Annotated in this window: 26 protein-coding genes and 1 other annotated feature; all 26 genes read left to right on the top strand. The window is 42.9% G+C overall.

Going from position 1 to position 23,432, the window contains the following annotated elements:
* Positions 1 to 190 precede the first annotated feature (190 nt).
* The gene (rpmG, locus tag CDZ94_RS14280; RefSeq protein ID WP_096438136.1) at positions 191 to 340 is read left to right on the top strand and encodes a 50S ribosomal protein L33; all 150 of its coding nucleotides are present in this window, start codon (positions 191 to 193) and stop codon (positions 338 to 340) included.
* Positions 341 to 369: 29 nt separating this feature from the next.
* A complete protein-coding gene (gene secE, locus CDZ94_RS14285) occupies positions 370 to 564 on the top strand; it encodes a preprotein translocase subunit SecE (protein WP_096438138.1) in 195 nt (64 codons plus the stop codon).
* A gap of 59 nt (positions 565 to 623) precedes the next feature.
* Positions 624 to 1,157, top strand: a complete 534-nt coding sequence (gene nusG / locus CDZ94_RS14290) for a transcription termination/antitermination protein NusG (RefSeq protein ID WP_096438140.1) — start codon at positions 624 to 626, stop codon at positions 1,155 to 1,157.
* Between the two features lie 468 nt (positions 1,158 to 1,625).
* Positions 1,626 to 2,051 (top strand): 50S ribosomal protein L11, encoded by a 426-nt coding sequence (rplK, locus tag CDZ94_RS14295; protein WP_157812071.1) that lies wholly within the window; start codon positions 1,626 to 1,628, stop codon positions 2,049 to 2,051.
* Between the two features lie 216 nt (positions 2,052 to 2,267).
* Entirely contained in the window at positions 2,268 to 2,963 is a 696-nt protein-coding gene (rplA, locus tag CDZ94_RS14300; protein WP_157812070.1) for a 50S ribosomal protein L1, read from the top strand.
* A gap of 48 nt (positions 2,964 to 3,011) precedes the next feature.
* Positions 3,012 to 3,160: a sequence feature (ribosomal protein L10 leader region), on the top strand.
* A 38-nt stretch (positions 3,161 to 3,198) separates the two neighbouring features.
* A complete protein-coding gene (gene rplJ, locus CDZ94_RS14305; RefSeq protein WP_096438144.1) occupies positions 3,199 to 3,699 on the top strand; it encodes a 50S ribosomal protein L10 in 501 nt (166 codons plus the stop codon).
* Between the two features lie 64 nt (positions 3,700 to 3,763).
* A complete protein-coding gene (gene rplL, locus CDZ94_RS14310) occupies positions 3,764 to 4,126 on the top strand; it encodes a 50S ribosomal protein L7/L12 (protein ID WP_096438146.1) in 363 nt (120 codons plus the stop codon).
* A 486-nt stretch (positions 4,127 to 4,612) separates the two neighbouring features.
* Positions 4,613 to 5,212 carry a class I SAM-dependent methyltransferase gene (locus tag CDZ94_RS14315; RefSeq protein WP_096438148.1) on the top strand — a complete coding sequence of 200 codons (600 nt, stop codon included), beginning with the start codon at positions 4,613 to 4,615 and terminating at the stop codon, positions 5,210 to 5,212.
* Positions 5,213 to 5,671: 459 nt separating this feature from the next.
* Positions 5,672 to 9,214, top strand: a complete 3,543-nt coding sequence (gene rpoB / locus CDZ94_RS14320; protein WP_096438150.1) for a DNA-directed RNA polymerase subunit beta — start codon at positions 5,672 to 5,674, stop codon at positions 9,212 to 9,214.
* Between the two features lie 36 nt (positions 9,215 to 9,250).
* Positions 9,251 to 12,868 carry a DNA-directed RNA polymerase subunit beta' gene (gene rpoC, locus CDZ94_RS14325; RefSeq protein ID WP_096438152.1) on the top strand — a complete coding sequence of 1,206 codons (3,618 nt, stop codon included), beginning with the start codon at positions 9,251 to 9,253 and terminating at the stop codon, positions 12,866 to 12,868.
* Between the two features lie 148 nt (positions 12,869 to 13,016).
* Positions 13,017 to 13,265 (top strand): 50S ribosomal protein L7ae-like protein, encoded by a 249-nt coding sequence (locus CDZ94_RS14330; protein ID WP_096438154.1) that lies wholly within the window; start codon positions 13,017 to 13,019, stop codon positions 13,263 to 13,265.
* A 111-nt stretch (positions 13,266 to 13,376) separates the two neighbouring features.
* Complete coding sequence (gene rpsL, locus CDZ94_RS14335) at positions 13,377 to 13,790, top strand: 30S ribosomal protein S12 (protein ID WP_096438156.1); 414 nt, start codon at positions 13,377 to 13,379, stop codon at positions 13,788 to 13,790.
* A gap of 43 nt (positions 13,791 to 13,833) precedes the next feature.
* Positions 13,834 to 14,304 (top strand): 30S ribosomal protein S7, encoded by a 471-nt coding sequence (rpsG, locus tag CDZ94_RS14340; protein ID WP_096438158.1) that lies wholly within the window; start codon positions 13,834 to 13,836, stop codon positions 14,302 to 14,304.
* A gap of 141 nt (positions 14,305 to 14,445) precedes the next feature.
* Positions 14,446 to 16,524 carry an elongation factor G gene (gene fusA, locus CDZ94_RS14345; RefSeq protein ID WP_096438160.1) on the top strand — a complete coding sequence of 693 codons (2,079 nt, stop codon included), beginning with the start codon at positions 14,446 to 14,448 and terminating at the stop codon, positions 16,522 to 16,524.
* Between the two features lie 134 nt (positions 16,525 to 16,658).
* Positions 16,659 to 17,849 (top strand): elongation factor Tu, encoded by a 1,191-nt coding sequence (gene tuf / locus CDZ94_RS14350; protein ID WP_096438162.1) that lies wholly within the window; start codon positions 16,659 to 16,661, stop codon positions 17,847 to 17,849.
* Positions 17,850 to 18,369: 520 nt separating this feature from the next.
* On the top strand, positions 18,370 to 18,678 hold the full coding sequence (rpsJ, locus tag CDZ94_RS14355; RefSeq protein ID WP_096438164.1) for a 30S ribosomal protein S10: 309 nt from the start codon (positions 18,370 to 18,372) through the stop codon (positions 18,676 to 18,678).
* A 31-nt stretch (positions 18,679 to 18,709) separates the two neighbouring features.
* The gene (rplC, locus tag CDZ94_RS14360; RefSeq protein ID WP_096438166.1) at positions 18,710 to 19,339 is read left to right on the top strand and encodes a 50S ribosomal protein L3; all 630 of its coding nucleotides are present in this window, start codon (positions 18,710 to 18,712) and stop codon (positions 19,337 to 19,339) included.
* A 26-nt stretch (positions 19,340 to 19,365) separates the two neighbouring features.
* Complete coding sequence (gene rplD, locus CDZ94_RS14365) at positions 19,366 to 19,989, top strand: 50S ribosomal protein L4 (protein WP_096438168.1); 624 nt, start codon at positions 19,366 to 19,368, stop codon at positions 19,987 to 19,989.
* Complete coding sequence (gene rplW, locus CDZ94_RS14370) at positions 19,989 to 20,279, top strand: 50S ribosomal protein L23 (RefSeq protein ID WP_096438170.1); 291 nt, start codon at positions 19,989 to 19,991, stop codon at positions 20,277 to 20,279. The genes rplD and rplW overlap by 1 nt, the downstream gene beginning before the upstream one ends.
* Positions 20,280 to 20,308: 29 nt before the next feature.
* Positions 20,309 to 21,139: a 50S ribosomal protein L2 gene (gene rplB, locus CDZ94_RS14375; protein ID WP_096438172.1), complete on the top strand. Its 831-nt coding sequence runs from the start codon at positions 20,309 to 20,311 to the stop codon at positions 21,137 to 21,139.
* 60 nt (positions 21,140 to 21,199) lie between these two features.
* Positions 21,200 to 21,478 carry a 30S ribosomal protein S19 gene (rpsS, locus tag CDZ94_RS14380; protein WP_096438174.1) on the top strand — a complete coding sequence of 93 codons (279 nt, stop codon included), beginning with the start codon at positions 21,200 to 21,202 and terminating at the stop codon, positions 21,476 to 21,478.
* Between the two features lie 22 nt (positions 21,479 to 21,500).
* Positions 21,501 to 21,842: a 50S ribosomal protein L22 gene (rplV, locus tag CDZ94_RS14385; RefSeq protein ID WP_096438177.1), complete on the top strand. Its 342-nt coding sequence runs from the start codon at positions 21,501 to 21,503 to the stop codon at positions 21,840 to 21,842.
* Between the two features lie 2 nt (positions 21,843 to 21,844).
* Positions 21,845 to 22,504 carry a 30S ribosomal protein S3 gene (rpsC, locus tag CDZ94_RS14390; RefSeq protein ID WP_096438179.1) on the top strand — a complete coding sequence of 220 codons (660 nt, stop codon included), beginning with the start codon at positions 21,845 to 21,847 and terminating at the stop codon, positions 22,502 to 22,504.
* A 2-nt stretch (positions 22,505 to 22,506) separates the two neighbouring features.
* A complete protein-coding gene (gene rplP / locus CDZ94_RS14395; protein WP_096438181.1) occupies positions 22,507 to 22,941 on the top strand; it encodes a 50S ribosomal protein L16 in 435 nt (144 codons plus the stop codon).
* On the top strand, positions 22,931 to 23,134 hold the full coding sequence (gene rpmC / locus CDZ94_RS14400) for a 50S ribosomal protein L29 (protein WP_078578514.1): 204 nt from the start codon (positions 22,931 to 22,933) through the stop codon (positions 23,132 to 23,134). The genes rplP and rpmC overlap by 11 nt, the downstream gene beginning before the upstream one ends.
* Before the next feature lie 21 nt (positions 23,135 to 23,155).
* Positions 23,156 to 23,419, top strand: a complete 264-nt coding sequence (gene rpsQ, locus CDZ94_RS14405) for a 30S ribosomal protein S17 (protein WP_096438183.1) — start codon at positions 23,156 to 23,158, stop codon at positions 23,417 to 23,419.
* Positions 23,420 to 23,432: the final 13 nt, after the last annotated feature.

Genomic DNA, 23,432 nt, shown 5'->3' on the forward strand with positions numbered 1-23,432 from the left:
CAAATATAAAACATCCTATTAGGTGGAACCTCATAACCTTAAACTTTCTCTTCCTCTTGTTATGAAATATCTTAAAGCAGGCGACACTGTGAAGGGGAGGTCGATTGACAGCCCTTCTTTTATTGTGATAACTTTGTATGGTATGTACACATATGTACATAATGGTGTTTAAACAGCTAAGGAGTTAACTATGTCAACAAAAATCGTTCTCGCATGTTCGGAATGTAAGTCCCGAAACTATTCAACCACAAAAACCGAAAGCGGACGTTCTGAGCGTTTGCAAAAAAAGAAATATTGTAAGACTTGCGGTAAGCATACAACCCATGTGGAAACGAAATAAATTGAATTCATAGGTTGGAGGTGGCTTGTATGGCAGAAACAGCAAAAAAACCCGTAAAATTTTTAAAAGAAGTTTCAACAGAAATGAAACGAGTAACTTGGCCAACACGTAAAGAATTGGTACGTTACACCGGTGTTGTTATAGCTACTGTAGCGTTTATCGCGGTATTCTTTGCGATAGTAGACCTAGGAATTTCTGAATTGATCCGCATTATTTTAAACTAGTATTGAACAGTGAGAGAAAGTTGTTTTAGAGGAGGGAAGGACTTTACGTCCTGATCGTCATGGAGAAAAACTGGTATGTTGTCCACACCTATTCTGGGTATGAGAATAAAGTAAAAACGAATCTGGAAAAGCGTGTTGAATCAATGGACATGACCGATAAAATCTTTCGTGTCCTTGTTCCTGTTGAGGAAGAAACGGAAGTGAAAAATGGAAAGAGTAAGCAAGTTACGAAAAAGGTCTTTCCTGGTTATGTTATTGTAGAAATGGTTATGACAGATGATTCGTGGTATGTTGTACGTAATACCCCTGGTGTTACTGGATTCGTAGGTTCTTCTGGAGCAGGCTCAAAGCCTACCCCGCTTCTTCCTGAAGAAGTGGAAGCAATCTTGCGCCAAATGGGTGTAGAACAACCAAAAGCAGAGGTTGATTTTGAAATCAAAGAGTCTGTTAAAGTAAAAGAAGGGCCGTTCGCAAACTTCATTGGTACTGTTGAAGATATCTTTGCGGACAAGCAAAAATTAAAAGTACATGTAAACATGTTTGGCCGTGAAACTCCGGTCGAGCTCGAGTTTAATCAAGTCGAAAAGATTTAATCTGCTTTTTTAAGAGTTAAGAAAGTATAAAAATCTACGCTTGTCTAGCACCAGGCGCCATCGACTCGTGTCAAATAACCTATCCGATCAAAAGTAAAAAGCACTTTTTATCGGACAGAACATTTGCATGTCGTCGGGTAAGGGCGCCTTACGCTTTTCTAATAATACGAGTTCAAAAGAGGTATAAATAGAGCATAAAAAGAGCCAAGTAGGTTTAGGTGGGAAACTTCTGTATTCGTCACAGGACGAGGTATTTAGCGGAATACCTACAGTTGAATAGCTATTTTTAGCGGATTTTTGAACATCTTCTTATAAAACTACTTGATATCTGTTTTTGTAAGTGATAAAATTTGAATGTTGTTAATGACGTGAACATCATGTTCACGTTTTTTCCTGCAAAGAAGCAGGACATGAGTGGGAGGGCAATTGCCCGGTTTACCACATCACGGACTTAAGGAGGTGTGTCGCGTGGCTAAAAAGGTCATTAAAGTTGTAAAACTTCAAATCCCAGCTGGTAAAGCGAACCCAGCACCGCCTGTCGGACCAGCACTAGGTCAAGCAGGGGTAAACATCATGGGATTCTGTAAAGAATTTAACGCTCGTACACAAGAACAAGCGGGCTTAATTATTCCGGTTGAAATCACGGTATTTGAAGACCGTTCATTTACATTTATCACGAAAACCCCACCGGCTGCAGTTCTATTGAAAAAAGCAGCAGGTATTGAAGCGGCTTCTGGTGAGCCGAACAAAAACAAGGTGGCAACGTTAAATCGTGATAAAGTTCGTGAAATTGCGGAACAGAAAATGCCTGACCTTAACGCAGCTGATGTTGAAGCAGCTATGCGTATGGTTGAAGGTACTGCCCGTAGTATGGGTATCGTTATCGAAGGCTAATTTAACCCATGAAAGTAAGTGAGGTTGCGACAGGGAATTCGTTCCCACTTGAGTTAGTGTTTGTTTAAAACGAAGGATAAATGGAGCTTAGGAGAGTACACGGTGTACCTTTACACAGCTATTTTTTCCGGAATTTTTAAACTTCATTTACAAGGTTCGCAACCTTTATTAGTGGGAGGTCTAACCGCTAAAACCACAATCAAGGAGGAAATTAACATGGCTAACAAAGGCAAAAAATTCGAAGATGCTTTGAAGCTCGTTGACCGCGAAAAAGCGTACGATGCACAAGAAGCTATCGAGTTAGTAAAGAAAACGGCAACAGCTAACTTTGATGAAACTGTTGAACTAGCTGCTCGTCTTGGGGTAGATCCGAAGAAAGCGGACCAACAAATCCGTGGTGCTGTCGTTCTTCCTAACGGAACAGGTAAAACACAACGTGTACTTGTTTTCGCAAAAGGCGACAAAGCAAAAGAGGCAGAAGCAGCTGGAGCTGACTATGTAGGTGAAGAAGACCTTATCAACAAAATCAACCAAGGATGGTTTGACTTTGATGTGGTTGTTGCAACACCAGATATGATGGCTCAGGTTGGTAAATTAGGTCGAGTATTAGGACCAAAAGGTCTTATGCCAAACCCTAAAACCGGCACAGTGACGTTCGAAGTTGAAAAAGCTGTGAATGAAATCAAAGCCGGTAAAGTAGAGTACCGTGTAGACAAATCCGGAAACATTCATGTTCCAATCGGAAAAGTATCTTTTGATACTGACAAATTGGTTGAAAACTTTTCAACAATGATTGAAACATTGTTGAAAGTAAAACCTTCAGCGTCTAAAGGTACTTACGTGCGCAATGTCTCTGTTGCATCTACAATGGGACCTGGTGTGAAGGTAAACTCTTCCAGCTTCAAACATTAAGAATATAGTTGACTTACCCTGCGAGGGAAGATATACTATTCAATAGTGAAATTCAAATAAGTCATACCGTAGACAGTAGGTGCGAGTAAATCGCTTAATTTCCTGCCGAGGTGAAATCATGTCAGATCCCTATGAATCCATAGGTTATCGATACGTGTGCCTCCATGTCTATGCATGGAGGCCTTTTTACTTTCTTCGGTATGAATGATTGATTTATGGGAGGTGTCAGGATAGGATGAGCGCAATTATCGAAAAGAAACAACAACTCGTTGGTGAAATCGCAACGAAGTTACAAGAGAGCCAATCAACAATTGTGGTTGATTACCGTGGACTTGATGTTTCTGAAGTTACAGAACTTCGTAAACAACTTCGTGAAGCGGGTGTAGACTTCAAAGTTTATAAAAACTCTATGGTTCGCCGCGCCGCTGCGGAAACTGGTTTGACAGAACTAGACGAGCAGTTGGTAGGACCTACTGCGATTGCTTTCAGTAATGATGATGTAATCGCGCCTGCAAAGATTTTAAATAACTTTGCAAAAGATCACGAAGCGCTAGAACTTAAAGCGGGGGTAATTGAAGGTCGAGTAGCTTCTTTAGAAGAAGTGAAGGCTCTAGCAGAACTACCTTCTCGCGACGGATTGCTTGGAATGCTTCTCAGCGTTATGCAAGCTCCAATCCGCAACTTTGCATTGGCTACAAAAGCTGTTGCAGAGCAAAAAGAAGAACAAGGTGCGTAAAATATACTCGCCGATTAGCGTGACGATAAATTTAGAAAACTTATAATTATAGGAGGAAAGACAAATGACTAAAGAGCAAATTATTGATGCAATTAAAGAAATGTCTGTTTTAGAACTAAACGATCTTGTTAAAGCGATCGAGGAAGAATTCGGTGTTGAAGCTGCAGCACCAGTAGCAGTTGCAGGTGGCGGTGCCGCTGAAGCAGCTGAAGAGCAAACTGAATTTGACGTTGTACTAGAATCTGCTGGCGCATCTAAAATCAACGTTATCAAAGTAGTTCGTGAAATCACTGGTCTTGGCTTGAAAGATGCAAAAGCTCTTGTAGATGGTGCTCCTGCTCCACTTAAAGAAGGCGTATCTAAAGAAGATGCTGATGAAATGAAAGCTAAGCTAGAAGAAGCTGGAGCTTCAATCGAACTTAAATAAGAAGCTACTCTTTATAAAAAACTCGCTTTGGTTTCCAAAGCGAGTTTTTTTAACCATTTTTCGTAAATTCATTTATAGAGGATGTTCAAAAAGTCCGCTAAAAATAGCTGTCGTAGAATTGGATCTCCTGCTAAATACCGCCACGTCCTGTGGCGTACGCAGAAGTCAGCCCATACTGGGGAAGCTTGTTGGCTTGTTTCTCGCTCCTCACGTATTAACATCATACGATCCGGTGCTCGAAGACATCGTCGCCTCGACCTACTCGGCTCTTTTTATGCTCCTTTTGAACACGCACTTATATGGTAAAAGAAGAAGGTAACGGAAGATTCTCTTCCAATTGATTGAAAAACCTCATCTACGCTAACACTGGAGAATGAGGCCTTTGCTCAAGAGTTAAGAAAGTAAATCTACGTTTCGGTGTCTAGCTTAAGGCGCCATCGTGCTCTTTTCTAGAATGAAAATTCAGGTAATGCGGGTGAAAACAATATGGACCATTATTATTCGGAAAACCCAAATGTGGAAAGTGATCCAACAACGATTAACGTCGTAATTCGAGAACAACAATTAACTTTCACCTCCGACCGAGGTGTTTTTTCAAAAGGCGACATAGACTTTGGGACAAGAGTGTTACTAGAGTCGTTTGAATGGCCGACAGTAAAAGGGGGGATTGGTGACATTGGATGTGGATGGGGGCCGATTGGTGTTACTCTTGCTAAAGAAAACTCGGACCGTTCCATTGTGATGGTGGATGTGAACAAACGAGCGGTTGAGTTAGCGAAAAATAATGCCAAGCTGAATCGAGTTGGAAATGTCGAGGTAATCCAAAGTAGCTTGTTTTCGAACGTTCGTGATTACGAGTTTGCGACAATTTTAACTAACCCGCCGATTCGTGCGGGCAAAAAAATTGTCCATCAATTATTTGAAGAGGCTTATGCTCAGTTACTATCCGGCGGCGAGTTGTGGGTTGTCATTCAGAAGAAACAAGGTGCCCCTTCAGCAAAGAAGAAATTAGAAGAAATGTTTGATGTTGTAGAGGTTCCGAGGAAAGAAAAAGGTTACTTTATTTTGAATGCAAAAAAATATTGACTCGGATTTCCGGTTGTGTTAATGTTATTTAATGCGTATGAATATGAAAATAGGGTCAATGCGTTTAAATATAGGAGATGTGTATGAAAAAGGGTCATTTTGGACAAACTAGTAACGTCTTTTATGCTTAAGGGGTAAAAGGCTTTGAAAATACCCTTTTTTCTTTGTTTCTACAATTATTTTAACGAGAGTACAGTTATTGGTGCATAAGCACGCCGATCATTTGACCCAGTGAATGCTATTAAAGGACGAAACTTTTATGTCCTTTTGATCATAGATAAGAAAGTTTAAGATTTTCGTGTCTATGTTTAGCTCTGGCGCCTATGAAGACAAGGTCACTTTACGTCGAACGAAGCAGAGATAGCTGCTCATGGTTTACCGACTAAAAGTAATGGCCACTCATGAAATAGGTGCTTGCGCTTTTCTTAATAAAAACGTTAGTTTTGAGGGGTGAATCAGTTGACAGGTCAACAAGTTCAGTATGGACGTCACCGCCAGAGAAGAAGTTATGCAAGAATCAACGAAGTTTTGGAACTGCCAAACTTAATTGAGATTCAATCAGCTTCTTATCAATGGTTTCTTGATGAGGGTATTCGCGAGATGTTTCAAGACATCTCCCCGATCGAAGATTTTACAGGTAATTTGGTTTTAGAGTTTATTGATTATAGCTTAGGTGACCCAAAATACTCTGTGGAAGAATCGAAAGAACGGGATGTTACTTATTCTGCACCTCTTCGTGTCAAGGTACGCTTGATCAACAAAGAGACAGGGGAAGTAAAAGAGCAGGAAGTATTTATGGGAGATTTCCCACTTATGACCGAAACAGGGACATTCGTCATAAACGGTGCAGAGCGTGTCATTGTTTCTCAGCTTGTTCGTTCTCCAAGTGTCTACTTTAACGACAAGATCGATAAAAATGGCAAAAAAGGCTTTGGTGCTACCGTAATTCCAAACCGCGGTGCTTGGTTAGAGTTGGAAACAGACGCCAAAGATGTCGTTTACGTACGAATTGATCGTACAAGAAAAATTCCGGTTACGGTGTTACTCCGTGCTCTCGGGTTTGGAACTGATCAAGAGATCATTGATCTACTAGGAGAAGATGAATACTTACGCAATTCTCTTGAAAAAGACAACACAGATGGATCTGAAAAAGCATTGCTAGAAATTTATGAGCGCCTTCGTCCTGGAGAACCTCCAACGGTCGATAACGCGAAAAGTTTATTAGAATCGCGCTTTTTTGATCCAAAACGATACGACCTAGCGAACGTTGGGCGTTATAAAATGAATAAAAAACTTCATATAAAAGATCGTCTCTTCAATCAACGGTTAGCAGAAACGCTTGTTGACCCTGATACAGGCGAAGTACTAGCAGAAGAAGGGGCTATGATTGACCGCCGTCTTCTTGATCGTTTAATCCCTTACTTAGAAAACAACGTAGGGTTCCGTCACTACACACTTAACGGTGGGGTAGTGGAAGATGAAGAAGTAGAGTTGCAGTCTGTTCTCATTCATCCTCAAAACGGAAAAGAAGATGCGGAGCCAATTCGTGTGTTAGGGAATGGAGTAGTAGACAGAAGCGTAAAGAACATTACGCCTGCTGATATTATTTCTTCCATTAACTACTTCTTTAACCTATTACATGGCGTTGGAAACACTGACGACATCGATCACTTAGGTAACCGTCGTTTGCGTTCTGTAGGGGAATTGCTTCAAAACCAATTCCGTATCGGTTTATCTCGGATGGAGCGTGTGGTTCGTGAACGTATGTCGATCCAAGACGCCAATATGATTACGCCACAAGCTTTGATCAATATCCGTCCGGTTATTGCGTCAATAAAAGAGTTCTTTGGAAGCTCGCAGCTTTCTCAATTTATGGACCAGACGAACCCTCTAGCTGAGTTAACACACAAACGTCGACTATCTGCATTGGGACCTGGTGGTTTAACGCGTGAACGCGCAGGCTTTGAAGTGCGTGACGTTCACTACTCCCACTACGGCCGTATGTGTCCGATTGAAACACCTGAGGGTCCGAACATCGGATTAATTAACTCGCTTTCCAGTTATGCGAAAGTAAACGAGTTCGGATTTATGGAAACACCTTATCGTAAGGTCGACCATGAGACAGGTGCCGTTTCTGCTCAGATTGATTATCTGACAGCTGACGAAGAAGACAATTATGTTGTCGCTCAGGCGAATGCAAAGCTGGGTGAAAACGGTGTGTTCGAGGATGATAATATCATTTGCCGATTCCGTGGTGAGAACATCGTCGTACCTAAGGATCGCGTCGACTATATGGACGTATCACCGAAGCAGGTTGTTTCCGCTGCGACGGCTTGTATTCCTTTCTTGGAAAACGATGACTCCAACCGTGCGTTAATGGGTGCGAACATGCAACGTCAGGCAGTTCCTCTTTTAAACCCTGAATCCCCACTAGTAGGGACAGGAATGGAGTATGTATCTGCGAAAGACTCCGGGGCTGCTGTCATTTCTAAATCAAAAGGACGTGTAGAACGCGTTTCTGGCAGCTACATTCAAGTTCGTCGAATTGAAGAAGTTGATGGAAAAGAAATCGAAGGAGACGCGGTCCGTTACAACTTTCAAAAGTTTATCCGTTCCAACCAAGGTACGTGTTACAACCAGCGTCCGATTGTAAGTGAAGGAGACATCGTAACAAAAGGTGAAATTCTCGCTGATGGACCATCAATGGAAAAAGGTGAAATGGCGCTCGGGCGTAACGTTCTTGTTGGGTTTATGACGTGGGACGGCTACAACTACGAGGATGCGATTATTTTAAGTGAACGCCTTGTAAAAGATGATGTCTATACGTCGATTCATATTGAAGAGTACGAGTCTGAAGCTCGTGATACGAAGCTCGGACCAGAAGAAATTACAAGAGATATTCCAAACGTTGGGGAAGATGCGTTACGCAACCTCGATGAACGTGGAATTATTCGTGTCGGTGCCGAAGTAAAAGACGGCGACATTCTTGTGGGTAAAGTTACGCCAAAAGGAGTAACAGAACTTACAGCAGAAGAGCGTCTGCTCCATGCTATTTTCGGTGAAAAAGCTCGGGAAGTAAGAGATACTTCATTACGTGCACCACACGGAGGCGATGGTATTGTCTTAGATGTAAAAATCTTTAATCGTGAAGATGGCGACGAACTGCCACCGGGTGTGAACCAGCTCGTACGTGTGTATATTGTACAGAAACGTAAAATTCACGAAGGCGATAAAATGGCCGGTCGTCACGGAAACAAAGGTGTTATTTCCCGAATTCTGCCAGAAGAAGATATGCCTTATCTTCCAGACGGAACGCCAATCGATATCATGTTGAACCCATTAGGGGTACCATCTCGTATGAACATCGGTCAGGTACTGGAAATGCATTTAGGTATGGCTGCTCGTAACTTAGGCATCCACGTTGCATCCCCTGTATTTGATGGTGCACGAGAGGAAGACGTATGGTCTACGATTGCGGAAGCGGGTATGGCTCGCGATGCGAAAACGGTCCTTTACGATGGAAGAACTGGTGAACCGTTTGATAACCGTGTATCCGTCGGAGTTATGTACATGATTAAACTGGCTCACATGGTTGATGATAAATTACATGCTCGTTCTACAGGTCCATACTCTCTTGTTACGCAGCAACCTCTTGGTGGTAAAGCACAATTTGGAGGACAGCGTTTCGGTGAGATGGAGGTATGGGCATTAGAAGCATACGGTGCGGCTTACACATTACAAGAAATCCTAACGGTGAAATCCGATGATGTGGTCGGTCGCGTAAAAACGTATGAAGCAATTGTCAAAGGCGAAAACGTTCCTGAGCCAGGTGTACCTGAATCGTTTAAAGTTCTTATTAAAGAACTTCAAAGCTTGGGAATGGACGTTAAGATGCTATCCAGTAACGAAGAAGAAATTGAAATGCTGGAGTTAGATGACGAAGAAGATCAAAATAACGACAAGTTGAACCTGAACCTGGAGTCCAGTGAATCAAACGGTTAATGGCAGATCTTGAAAGCTGAAAGGGAGGTTGGCCCCTTGATAGATGTAAATAACTTTGAGTATATGAAAATTGGCTTGGCTTCTCCGGATAAAATCCGCTCTTGGTCAAGAGGCGAGGTAAAAAAGCCTGAAACAATCAACTACAGAACTCTCAAACCTGAAAAAGACGGTCTGTTCTGTGAACGCATTTTCGGTCCAACAAAGGATTGGGAATGTCATTGCGGAAAGTATAAACGTGTCCGTTATAAGGGCGTCGTTTGTGACCGTTGTGGTGTTGAAGTCACGCGAGCAAAAGTACGTCGTGAGAGAATGGGGCACATTGAACTTGCTGCCCCTGTATCTCATATTTGGTACTTTAAAGGAATCCCTAGCCGAATGGGACTTGTTCTTGACATGTCTCCTCGGTCATTGGAGGAAGTCATTTATTTTGCTTCCTACGTCGTAACAGAAACTGGGGATACCCCACTAGAGTTAAAGCAGCTTCTTTCCGAAAGAGAATACCGTGCGTACCGTGAGAAGTATGGTCGTACTTTTAGTGCTCAAATGGGTGCAGAAGCGATTCGTAAGCTGCTTCAAGATATCGATTTAGAAAAAGAAGTTAAAATGTTAAAAGAAGAATTATTAACGGCTCAAGGACAACGTCGTACGCGAGCGATTAAGCGTCTTGAAGTACTTGAAGCATTCCGTAATTCCGGTAACAACCCTGACTGGATGATTCTAGACGTTCTACCGATTATTCCACCAGAACTGCGCCCAATGGTTCAACTGGATGGTGGACGTTTTGCTACATCAGACTTAAACGATCTTTATCGTCGAGTGATCAACCGTAACAATCGTTTGAAGCGACTGCTAGATCTAGGAGCACCGAGCATTATCGTTCAAAACGAGAAGCGGATGCTTCAAGAGGCTGTGGACGCTTTAATCGACAACGGTCGTCGCGGTCGTCCAGTTACTGGACCGGGGAACCGACCTTTAAAGTCACTTTCGCATATGTTGAAAGGTAAGCAAGGGCGTTTCCGCCAGAACCTGCTAGGTAAACGTGTAGACTACTCCGGTCGTTCAGTTATCGTAGTAGGCCCACATTTGAAAATGTATCAATGTGGTCTTCCAAAAGAGATGGCCCTTGAACTATTCAAACCATTTGTAATGAAAGAGCTGGTAAGCAAAGGGCTTGCTCATAATATTAAAAGCGCGAAGCGTAAAGTTGAGCGCGTGCAACCAGAAGTGTGGGACGTTCTTGAAGAAGTTATTAAAGAACACCCGGTACTGTTAAACCGTGCCCCTACTTTGCACAGACTCGGAATTCAAGCGTTTGAACCAACACTTGTGGAAGGGCGTGCCATCAAACTTCATCCGCTTGTATGTACAGCTTATAACGCTGACTTTGACGGTGACCAAATGGCTGTTCACGTTCCTTTATCAGCAGAAGCTCAAGCAGAGTCTCGTTTACTTATGCTTGCAGCACAAAACATCTTGAACCCGAAAGACGGTAAACCAGTAGTAACACCTTCTCAAGATATGGTACTAGGTAACTACTACTTAACGCTTGAACGTTCAGGTGCAATTGGTGAAGGGAACATTTACTATGGCGCAAATGAAGCACTTACCGCTTACCAAAACGGTTATGCTCATCTTCATACGCGCATAGCGGTACCAGTGGATTCAATTGGCGACAAACCTTTCAAAGAACACCAACGCGGGAAGTTACTATTAACATCTGTAGGTAAAATTATCTTTAACGAAATTTTACCACCAGAATTCCCTTATATTAACGAACCAACAGCGTTTAACCTTCAGGAAGAAACGCCTGATGAATACATCGTCCCAATGGATACGGACGTGAAAAGTTTATATGCTGAACGTGACATCGTGAAACCATTTAAAAAAGGTTTCTTAGGGGATGTTATTGCCCAAGTCTTTAAAGAGTTTAAAGTCTCAGAGACGTCTATTATGCTTGATAAAATGAAAGACCTAGGCTTTTACTACTCCACAAAAGCTGGTATTACCATTGGTGTATCGGATATTGTGGTGCTAAAAGACAAGCAAGATATCCTAGATGATGCAGAACAAAAAGTCGAACGAGTCTTGAAGCAATTCCGCCGTGGTTTAATCACTGAGGAAGAGCGTTATGACAAAGTTATTGAGATCTGGAGTTCAGCAAAAGACAAAATCCAAAGCAAGTTGATGGGTACTCTCGATAATCAGAACCCAATCTTTATGATGAGTGACTCTGGTGCCCGTGGTAACGCATCTAACTTTACGCAGCTTGCGGGTATGCGTGGTTTGATGGCTAACCCATCTGGTCGAATTATCGAACTTCCTATCAAATCCAGTTTCCGCGAAGGTCTAACAGTACTTGAGTACTTTATTTCCACTCACGGTGCTCGTAAAGGTCTTGCTGATACGGCACTCAAAACGGCTGACTCTGGTTACCTTACACGTCGTCTCGTAGACGTAGCACAAGATGTTATTGTTCGTGAGCAAGACTGCGGAACTGACCGAGGCTTAAAAGTAGCTGCAATCCAAGAAGGTAGTGAGGTTATTGAACCTCTTTACGATCGACTTGTCGGGCGTGCAACGTTCCAGACGGTACTGCACCCTGAAACAGGTGAAGTATTAGCAGAAAAGAACCAAACACTCGATGAAGATACGGCAAAAGTCATTGACGACGCTGGTGTGACACAAATCACCATCCGCTCTGCCTTCACATGTGATACAAAACATGGTGTATGTAAAGCTTGCTACGGACGTAACCTTGCAACAGGCGCTGAAGTAGAAGTTGGTGAAGCAGTTGGTATTATCGCCGCACAGTCTATCGGTGAGCCTGGTACACAGTTAACAATGCGTACATTCCACACAGGTGGGGTTGCCGGTGACGATATCACGCAAGGTTTACCGCGTATTCAGGAAGTCTTTGAGGCTCGTAACCCTAAAGGTCAAGCGGTGATTTCTGAGATTGAAGGTATCGTAACCGACGTCAAAGAAGTTAATGATAAAAAGGAAATCGTCGTAAAAGGCGAAATCGAAACACGCTCTTACACAACGCCATACGGATCTCGTATGAAAGTTGAGACTGGTGCTGAAGTGAAGCCGGGTCAGGAGCTTACAGAAGGTTCGATTGATCCTAAAGAATTGCTTGCAGTATCCGGCGTTCAAGGCGTACAAGAATATCTCTTACGTGAAGTACAGAAAGTATACCGAATGCAAGGGGTAGAAATCGGAGATAAACACGTGGAAGTAATGGTTCGTCAAATGCTTCGTAAAGTTCGCGTTCTTGACGCAGGTGATACTGACGTATTACCAGGATCTCTCGTTGAAATCCATCAGTTTAACGAAGCAAATAAAGACGTATTACTTCGAGGCGGTACACCAGCAACAGGTAAACCGGTATTGCTTGGTATTACAAAAGCCTCTCTTGAGACTGATTCCTTCTTATCCGCGGCATCCTTCCAGGAAACAACGCGTGTCCTGACTGATGCAGCAATCAAAGGAAAACGCGATGAACTCGTAGGTCTGAAAGAGAATGTCATTATCGGTAAGCTTGTGCCAGCGGGTACAGGAATGCAGCGCTACCGCCGCATCGATGTATCTGTTGAAGGAGAAGAACAACAAGAAGTGCCTGCGATCGAAGAAGCAACAATTCAAGAATCGTAAGCTATTAATCAAGGAGTCTTGGGGGAGGGGGCACTCTTTCCCCTTGATCCTACTATTAATAAAAGTTGTCATAGGTTGTTGACACTTATTATCCCGAGTGATAATATATAAAAGTGCGCCTAATACCTGATACTTTGGAGGATAACAAATGTCTTATGAAAAAGTAGTGCAGGCGAATCAACGGATAGTGGGCACGAAACAGACACTTAAAGCACTGGAAGAACAGCAGGTTATAGAATTAATTATTGCCGATGATGCTGATCACAGTGTACTTGCCAAGGTGTTGGCGGAAGCTGAGAACCAAGGAGTACCGATCGCAACCGTGGATTCTATGAAAAAGCTTGGTAAAGCTTGTGGAATTGACGTATCAGCAGCGATAGTTGCAATTAAAAAGTAAATTAGTTTTTGCTTTGGGATACCCCAAAAAAGCAAAAACTTTACTTTTGCACTTTTATGAACCACCTGGACCAGTGGACTTAACCATTGTTGTTATGAAAGGAGGAAAATCATGCCTACAATTAACCAATTGGTACGTAAAGGTCGCGTATCTAAAACAAAACAGTCCGACTCACCAGCTCTAAATAAAGGATACAACAGCTTCAAAAAAGTACAAACGGACTTGAGCTCTCCACAAAAACGTGGTGTATGTACTCGTGTTGGAACAATGACACCAAAGAAGCCAAACTCGGCGTTACGTAAATATGCTCGTGTACGCTTAACGAACCAAATTGAAGTAACGGCTTATATCCCGGGGATTGGACACAACTTGCAAGAACACAGTGTTGTTCTTATCCGTGGTGGACGTGTAAAAGACTTACCGGGTGTTCGTTATCACATCGTACGTGGAGCATTGGACACTGCTGGAGTTGAAAACCGTGCGCAAGGCCGTTCTAAATACGGTACGAAGCGTCCTAAAAAGTAACATTTAGGTTTTAATAATAGATGAAATGAAGGGAGGGGACCACATGCCTCGTAAAGGACCAGTACCAAAAAGAGATGTACTACCTGATCCGCTTTACAAATCAAAGCTTGTCACTCGTTTGATCAATCGTATGATGATCCACGGTAAAAAAGGGAAAGCTCAAACTACCCTATATAGATCATTTGAGCTAGTGCAAGAACGTACCGGCAATGATCCTCAAGAAGTTTTTGAACAAGCGTTGAAAAACATCATGCCAGTTCTTGAAGTAAAAGCTCGTCGTGTTGGTGGTGCTAACTATCAAGTACCAATCGAAGTAAAACCAGAACGTCGTACGACACTAGGTCTTCGTTGGTTAGTAAGCTATGCACGCATCCGTGGTGAAAAGACTATGGAAGAGCGTCTAGCTAACGAAATCATGGACGCAGCAAACAATACAGGTGCAGCTGTTAAGAAACGTGAAGACACTCACCGTATGGCGGAAGCAAACAAAGCATTTGCTCACTATCGTTGGTAATTCAACTCCTTGTTTTACAAGGGGATGGAACCAGCATTTACAGCATATGAGAGGGCATAAGAGGTGGAGCGCATAAGCGTTTTCACCTAAAGCCGTCTCCAACTACTATAAGATCTTCATTTTAGGAAGGAGAAAATGACCATGGGAAGAGAGTTCTCCTTGGAAAAAACTCGTAATATCGGGATCATGGCTCACATCGATGCCGGTAAAACGACAACAACTGAACGAGTTCTTTTCTACACAGGACGTATTCACAAAATCGGTGAAACGCACGAAGGTGCTTCTCAAATGGACTGGATGGACCAAGAGCAAGAGCGTGGTATCACGATCACGTCTGCTGCAACAACAGCTGCATGGAGAGAACACCGCGTTAACATCATCGATACACCAGGTCACGTAGACTTTACTGTAGAGGTAGAGCGTTCTTTACGTGTACTTGACGGTGCAGTTGCAGTACTTGATGCACAATCCGGTGTAGAACCACAAACGGAAACAGTTTGGCGCCAAGCTACGACATACGGTGTACCACGTGTTGTTTTCGTAAACAAAATGGACAAGATCGGAGCCGATTTCCTTTATTCTCTAGGCACAATGCACGATCGTTTAGGTGCAAACGCACAAGCGATCCAACTGCCAATTGGTGCAGAGGATGACTTCGAAGGAATTATCGACCTTGTCGAAATGAAAGCTTTCTATTACTTAGACGATCTAGGTTCACGTACTGAAGCTCGTGAAATTCCAGACGAATACAAAGATCAAGCGAATGAATACCGCGAGAAGTTATTGGAAGCTGTTTCTGAGCTAGACGAAGATTTAATGATGAAGTATCTTGAAGGTGAAGAACTCACTGTGGATGAGATTAAAGCTGCTATCCGTAAAGGTACTTGTGACGTTGAATTTTATCCAGTTATTTGTGGATCGGCTTTCAAAAACAAAGGTGTTCAACTAATGCTTGACTCTGTTATTGATTACTTGCCATCTCCACTTGATGTACCGGATATGACAGGTTTTCTACCTGACACAGAAGAAGAGGTTCTACGTAAAGCGGGCGATGACGAGCCATTCTCTGCATTGGCGTTTAAAGTTGCGACAGACCCATATGTAGGTAAACTTACGTTCTTCCGTGTATACTCTGGTTCAGTAAACGCAGGTTCATATGTAAAGAACTCTACAAAAGATAAGCGTGAGCGTATGGGACGTATCCTTCAAATGCACGCAAACCACCGTGAAGAGATTCCAACTTGCTACTCCGGTGATATTGCTGCAGGTGTTGGTCTTAAAAATACGTCTACAGGTGACACACTATGTGACGAGAAAAGCACTGTAATTCTCGAATCCATGGAGTTCCCTGAGCCAGTTATCTCCTTGTCTGTAGAGCCAAAGTCTAAAGCAGACCAAGATAAAATGGGTATTGCTTTAGCGAAGCTTGCTGAAGAGGATCCAACATTCCGCACACACACTGATGAAGAAACTGGACAAACGATCATCGCTGGTATGGGTGAACTTCACCTTGACATCATCGTAGACCGTCTGAAACGTGAATTCAAAGTAGAAGCGAATGTAGGGGCTCCACAAGTTTCTTACCGTGAAAGTATTCGCCAAAGCGCTAAGTGTGAAGGTAAATTCGTACGTCAATCTGGTGGTCGTGGACAATTCGGTCACGTATGGGTTGAGTTCTCTCCAAACGAAGAGGGAGCAGGTTTCGAATTTGAAGATGCTATTGTTGGTGGGGTTGTTCCTCGTGAATACATTGCATCAGTAGGACAAGGCCTTGAAGAATCACTTAAAAACGGTATGCTTGCAGGTTATCCCGTAATCGACGTTAAAGCACGTCTTTTCGACGGTTCTTACCACGATGTTGACTCAAACGAGATGGCATTTAAAGTGGCTGCTTCTCTTGCTGTTAAAGAAGCAGTGAAAAAATGTGACCCAGCTATTCTTGAGCCAATCATGAAAGTTGAAGTGGTTGTTCCTGAAGAATACATGGGAGATATTATGGGTGACGTTACTTCTCGCCGTGGACGTGTAGAAGGAATGGAAGCTCGCGGAAATGCACAAATCGTTAAGGCAATGGTGCCACTTTCCGAAATGTTTGGATATGCAACATCACTACGTTCAAACACACAAGGTCGTGGACAATATACAATGCATTTTGACCACTATGAAGAAGTGCCAAAGAGTATTTCTGAAGAGATTGTAAAAAAACAATCTGGTAGTTAATCTAATATTGTCTCACCATTAAATTTGTTGTAAGCTTAGTTTGTTGTAAGCTTAGAAAGGTGAAAAGAGATCCTTTTTCATCTTTCTCCCTAATATAAAAAATAATCTTAAAGAACTTAAGGAGGAATTCGATCATGGCTAAAGAAAAATTTGATCGTTCCAAGACGCATGCCAATATTGGTACAATTGGACACGTTGACCATGGTAAAACAACATTAACTGCTGCAATCACTCACGTACTTCATAAGCAATCCGGTAAAGGTTCTGCGATGGCTTATGACCAAATCGACGGTGCTCCTGAAGAGCGCGAACGTGGAATCACAATCTCCACTGCACACGTTGAGTACGAAACTGACACTCGTCACTATGCACACGTTGACTGCCCAGGACACGCAGACTACGTTAAAAACATGATCACAGGTGCCGCTCAAATGGACGGTGCAATCCTAGTTGTTTCTGCTGCTGACGGCCCAATGCCACAAACTCGTGAGCACATTCTACTTTCTCGTCAGGTAGGGGTACCTTCAATCGTAGTATTCCTTAACAAAACTGACCAAGTAGACGACGAAGAACTACTTGAATTAGTAGAAATGGAAGTTCGTGACCTACTTTCTGAGTACGACTTCCCAGGCGATGACATCCCAGTAGTAAAAGGTTCTGCTCTTAAAGCTCTTGAAGGAGATGCTGACCACGAACAAGCGATCATTGACCTAATGGCGCAAGTGGATGAGTACATCCCAACTCCAGAGCGTGACAAAGACAAGCCATTTATGATGCCTGTTGAGGACGTATTCTCAATCACTGGCCGTGGTACTGTTGCAACTGGCCGTGTTGAGCGTGGACAACTTAACGTAGGTGACGAAGTTGAAATCATCGGTATCGAAGAAGAGTCTAAGAAGACTACTGTAACAGGTGTTGAAATGTTCCGTAAGCTTCTTGACTACGCTGAAGCTGGTGACAACATTGGTGCGCTACTACGTGGTGTATCCCGTGACGACATCACTCGTGGACAAGTTCTTGCTAAGCCAGGAACAATCACTCCACACACTAAATTTAAATCTGAAGTTTACGTTCTTTCTAAAGAAGAGGGTGGACGTCACACTCCATTCTTCTCTAACTACCGTCCTCAGTTCTACTTCCGTACAACTGACGTAACTGGTGTAATCAACCTTCCAGAAGGTGTTGAAATGGTTATGCCTGGAGACAACATCGAAATGGTAGTTGAACTAATCAACCCAATCGCGATTGAAGAGGGAACTAAGTTCTCTATCCGTGAAGGTGGCCGTACAGTAGGCGCCGGCGTTGTTGCTGAGATCCAAGAGTAATAACAAAACAGACAGATTAACTAAATAAGTTAATGACCCCGGGAATTAAATTCCCGGGGTTTTGATATGTAATTAGGGTTTTTCATATGGAATAGAACTTGAATGCAAAACATTGGACCTTTTTACAGTAAGATAGAATTTTATGCAGAGTGGTTTTTTATTCAGAATTGATTCACCTCTTTCTAGCTTATAGAAGGTGTTCATATGGTTGATATGTAGAAAATAAGATTTCAATAAACATAAGCCATTGATAGACATCAAGAAATATTTGGATGCTTGTTTAACCCTTGAAAACAAAGGCGATAATCTTTATAATAGAAAAAGTGTGATTGGATAATTTAATTATCTATTACACTTGATTTGCGTTATACATTCTTGTATAATGTTTAATGTTGGTCACATGACAGGCGTTGATGTGGAAGGTTGCTGACACACCCGGCCCCTTTGCCATGGGAGGGTGCAGGAAAAATTTCCGCGGAGCAAGTCTATTTCCAAAATGGGCGAAAAAGGAGGTAATCAAATGGCAAAACAAAAAATTCGCATTCGTCTTAAAGCTTACGATCACAGAACGTTGGATCAGTCAGCTGAGAAAATCGTTGAAACAGCGAAGCGTTCAGGTGCTAGTGTTTCTGGTCCTATCCCGCTTCCAACTGAAAAATCTGTTTACACGATTCTACGTGCGGTGCACAAGTACAAAGATTCTCGTGAACAATTCGAGATGCGTACGCACAAGCGTTTAATCGACATTGTGGAACCTACTCCACAAACTGTTGATGCTCTAATGCGATTAGACCTGCCATCAGGCGTCGATATCGAAATCAAACTATAAAATTACGATAAGAAAACAGGAGGTGTGACTCATGACCAAAGGAATCTTAGGTAAGAAATTAGGAATGACTCAAGTGTTTGCTGATAACGGTGAGGTCATCCCAGTAACTGTAATCGAAGCTAACCCTAACGTTGTTCTTCAAAAGAAAACGGTAGAAAGCGACGGTTACGAAGCGATCCAAATCGGATTCAGTGATAAAAAAGATCACCGCTCTAACAAGCCTGAAAAAGGCCACGCTGCAAAAGCTGACACTGCCCCTAAGCGCTTCGTTAAAGAAATCCGTCACGCAAATATGTCGGATTATGAAGTTGGTCAGGAAGTCAAAGTTGATACATTTGCAGAAGGTGACGTTGTAGACGTTACAGGACAATCCAAGGGTAAAGGTTTCCAAGGCTCAATTAAACGCCACAACCAATCCCGCGGACCAATGTCCCACGGTTCACGTTATCACCGTGGTCCTGGTTCAATGGGACCTACAGACCCGAACCATGTACGCAAAGGTAAAAAATTACCTGGACAAATGGGTGGAGAAACTAAAACAATTCAAAACCTTGAAGTTGTCCGTGTAGATACAGAACGCAACTTGCTCTTGGTAAAAGGAAATGTACCGGGCGCTAAGAAAAGCTTCGTTACAGTAGAATCTGCTGTAAAAGCTAATTAAGATCGACTAGGAAAGGAGGAGCCCTGATGCCTAAAGTTGCTTTATTTAACCAAACTGGCTCTCAAGTAGGCGACATCGAGCTTTCAGATAGTATTTTTGGCATTGAGCCAAATGAAAGTGTTCTTTATGACGCTGTTGTTATGCAGCAAGCCTCACAAAGACAAGGCACACACGCTGTAAAAGGACGTTCAGACGTTCGCGGCGGTGGTCGTAAACCTTGGAGACAAAAAGGTACTGGACGTGCACGTCACGGATCAATCCGTTCACCATTATGGGTTGGCGGGGGTGTTGCATTCGGCCCTGGACCTCGTAGCTATGGCTACAAGTTACCGAAAAAAGTTCGTCGCTTGGCGATTAAATCAGCTCTTTCTTCCAAGGTTCAAGCGGAAGAACTCCGCGTATTGGAAGGATTGAGCTTAGAAACACCAAAAACAAAAGAGATGAAATCCGTATTAAGCGGCTTATCTGCAGCAGAGAAAACACTTGTTGTAACAGCTGATTATAACGATGCGGTCGCTCTTTCTACACGTAACCTAGCTGGAGTAAAGTTCGTTACTGCAGAAGGATTAAGCGTGTTAGACGTTTTGAACCACGACAACCTCGTGATCACTCAAGACGCTGTTAAAAAGGTAGAGGAGGTGCTTGCATAATGGCAAACGCTCGTGATATTATTAAGCGCCCCGTTGTTACTGAACGTTCTACAGACTTGATGGCTGAGAAAAAGTACACGTTTGAAGTGGATACTCGCGCCAACAAAACTCAAATTAAGAGTGCTGTAGAAGAGATCTTTGATGTAAAAGTAGACAAAGTAAACACGATGAACTACAAAGGCAAGTTCCGTCGTTTTGGACGTTATACAGGCTACAAGAGCAAGCGCAAAAAAGCCATTGTTCAATTGACACCAGATAGCAAAGAACTAGACTTCTTTGAAGGTGTATAAGAAGTTTAAAGAGAAGGAGGGAAAATCTGATGGCTATCAAAAAGTATAAACCGACCACAGCTGGTCGCCGTGGAATGTCTGTACTAGACTTTCAAGAGATTACTACTGACAAACCTGAAAAATCGTTGCTAACCCCATTGAAAAAACAAGGCGGACGTAACAACCAAGGTAGATTGACAGTACGTCATCAAGGTGGCGGACATAAGCGTCAATACCGTATCATCGACTTCAAACGTAACAAAGATGGAATTCCAGGTCGCGTTGCTACGATCGAATACGATCCAAACCGTTCTGCTAATATCGCACTTATCAACTATGTTGACGGTGAGAAGCGTTACATCTTAGCTCCTAAAGGGCTTAAAGTAGACATGGAAATCATGTCTGGTAAAGATGCCGACATCAAAATCGGAAATGCACTTCAACTTAAAGACATCCCAGTTGGTACAGTTGTACACAACATTGAACTTAAGCCAGGCAAAGGTGGACAGTTAGTACGTTCTGCTGGTGCAGAAGCTCAACTTCTTGGTAAAGAAGGAGACTACGTACTTGTACGTCTTCGTTCCGGTGAAACTCGTATGATTCTTGCTACTTGCCGTGCGACAATCGGTCAAGTTGGTAACGTTGAGCACGAACTAGTAAACATCGGTAAAGCTGGTCGTTCTCGTTGGTTAGGCAAGCGCCCAACCGTACGTGGTTCTGTAATGAACCCAAGTGATCACCCACACGGTGGTGGTGAAGGACGTGCGCCAATCGGACGTAAATCACCAATGTCTCCTTGGGGTAAACCAACACTTGGCTTCAAAACACGTAAGAAAAACAAAGACACGGATAAATACATTGTGCGTCGTCGTAAAAAATAACGGGATTGTGCTACGGTTCTTGAGTAGAACCGTAGGTCAATCACGAAGGGAGGTACACTCATGGGTCGCAGCTTAAAAAAAGGACCTTTTGTCGATGATCATCTAATGAAGAAAGTAGAAGCATTAAACGAGAGTGAAGACAGAAAAGTGATTAAAACTTGGTCTCGCCGTTCTACAATTTTCCCACAATTCATCGGTCATACGATTGCAGTATATGATGGTCGTAAACACGTACCGGTTTACGTATCTGAAGATATGGTTGGACATAAGCTTGGCGAGTTTGCTCCTAGCAGAACTTACAAAGGCCATGCTTCTGACGACAAGAAAACTAGACGCTAATTAAAGAGGGGAGGTACTTTCCATGGAAGCAAAAGCAGTAGCGAAACAAGTGCGTATTGCTCCTCGCAAGGTGCGTTTAGTGGTTGATTTGATTCGTGGCAAAGAAGTTGGAGAAGCAATCTCTATCTTACGTCACACTCCGAAGACAGCTTCTCCGGTAGTTGAGAAGTTAGTCAATTCGGCAATCGCTAACGCTGAGCACAATTACGAAATGGAACCAAACAATTTGGTTGTAAGTCAAGTATTTGTTGATGAAGGGGTAACACTTAAGAGATTCCGTCCACGTGCGATGGGTCGTGCTAGCCGCATCAACAAACGTACGAGTCATATTACAGTAGTTCTTACAGAAAAGAAGGAGGGATAAGTGTGGGTCAAAAAGTAAATCCAATCGGACTTCGTGTTGGCGTTATTCGTGACTGGGAGTCCAAATGGTATGCAGACAAAGACTATGCTGATCTACTTCACGAAGACATCAAAGTTCGTGAATATCTAGAGAAGCGTTTAAAAGACGCATCCGTATCCACTATTGAAATCGAACGTGCCGCTAATCGCGTGAACGTGACGATCTACACTGCGAAGCCAGGAATGGTTATCGGTAAAGGTGGATCCGAGGTTGAAGCACTACGTAAAGCATTAAATCAACTAACTGGTAAACGTGTACACATCAACATCAACGAAGTGAAGTCTCCGGACACAGACGCTCGTCTTGTTGCTGATAACATTGCACGTCAATTAGAAAATCGTATTTCTTTCCGCCGCGCTATGAAACAAGCGATCCAACGCACAATGCGTTCTGGAGCACAAGGTATTCGTACTGAGGTTTCTGGCCGTCTTGGCGGAGCAGACATTGCTCGTTCTGAATCCTACAGCGAAGGCACTGTACCACTACACACTCTTCGTGCGGACATCGACTACGGTACTGCTGAAGCAGACACTACCTACGGTAAATTGGGTGTGAAGATCTGGGTCTATCGTGGTGAAGTCCTTCCAACGAAAGGAACGAAACAAGAGGAAGGAGGAAAATAATCATGCTAATGCCTAAACGTGTAAAATTCCGTCGTGAACACCGTGGAAAAATGCGCGGCCGAGCAAAAGGTGGCACTGATGTATCTTTCGGTGAATACGGCCTACAAGCTTTGGAAGCGTCATGGATCACGAACCGACAAATTGAAGCAGCACGTATTGCTATGACACGTTATATGAAACGTGGAGGTAAAGTGTGGATTAAAATTTTCCCTGATAAGCCTTACACTGCAAAACCATTAGAAGTACGAATGGGTTCCGGTAAAGGGGCACCTGAAGGCTGGGTAGCAGTTGTGAAACCTGGGAAAATCATGTTTGAAATTGCAGGAGTTTCTGAAGAAGTAGCCCGCGAAGCATTGCGACTAGCTTCTCATAAATTACCGATCAAAACTAAGTTTGTAAAACGCGAAGAAGTGGGTGGTGACGCAAATGAAAGCTAATGAAATCCGCAACCTAACCACTGCTGAGATTGAACAAAAATCAAAATCTCTTAAAGAAGAGCTATTTAACCTTCGCTTTCAACTTGCGACTGGACAATTAGACAATCCAGCCCGCATCCGTGAAGTTAAAAAAGCTATTGCACGTGCGAAAACAGTTTTGCGTGAAAGAGAGTTAGGCATTACGAACGAATAATACCGAGAGGAGGTTTGCACTGTGGCAGAGCGTAATAACCGCAAGAGCTATACTGGTCGTGTTGTATCTGACAAAATGGACAAAACGGTTACAGTTCTTGTAGAAACGTACAAAATGCATCCGCTATACGGCAAACGCGTTAAATACTCCAAAAAGTTTAAAGCACATGATGAAAACAACACCGCGAAAGTCGGCGACATCGTTCGCATTATGGAAACACGTCCACTTTCAAAAAACAAGCGTTTCCGTCTTGTGGAAGTAGTCGAAGAAGCGGTCATTATTTAATAAAGCTAGAAGC

The organism is Alteribacter populi (assembly GCF_002352765.1).
GTDB classification, from domain to species: domain Bacteria; phylum Bacillota; class Bacilli; order Bacillales; family Salisediminibacteriaceae; genus Alteribacter; species Alteribacter populi.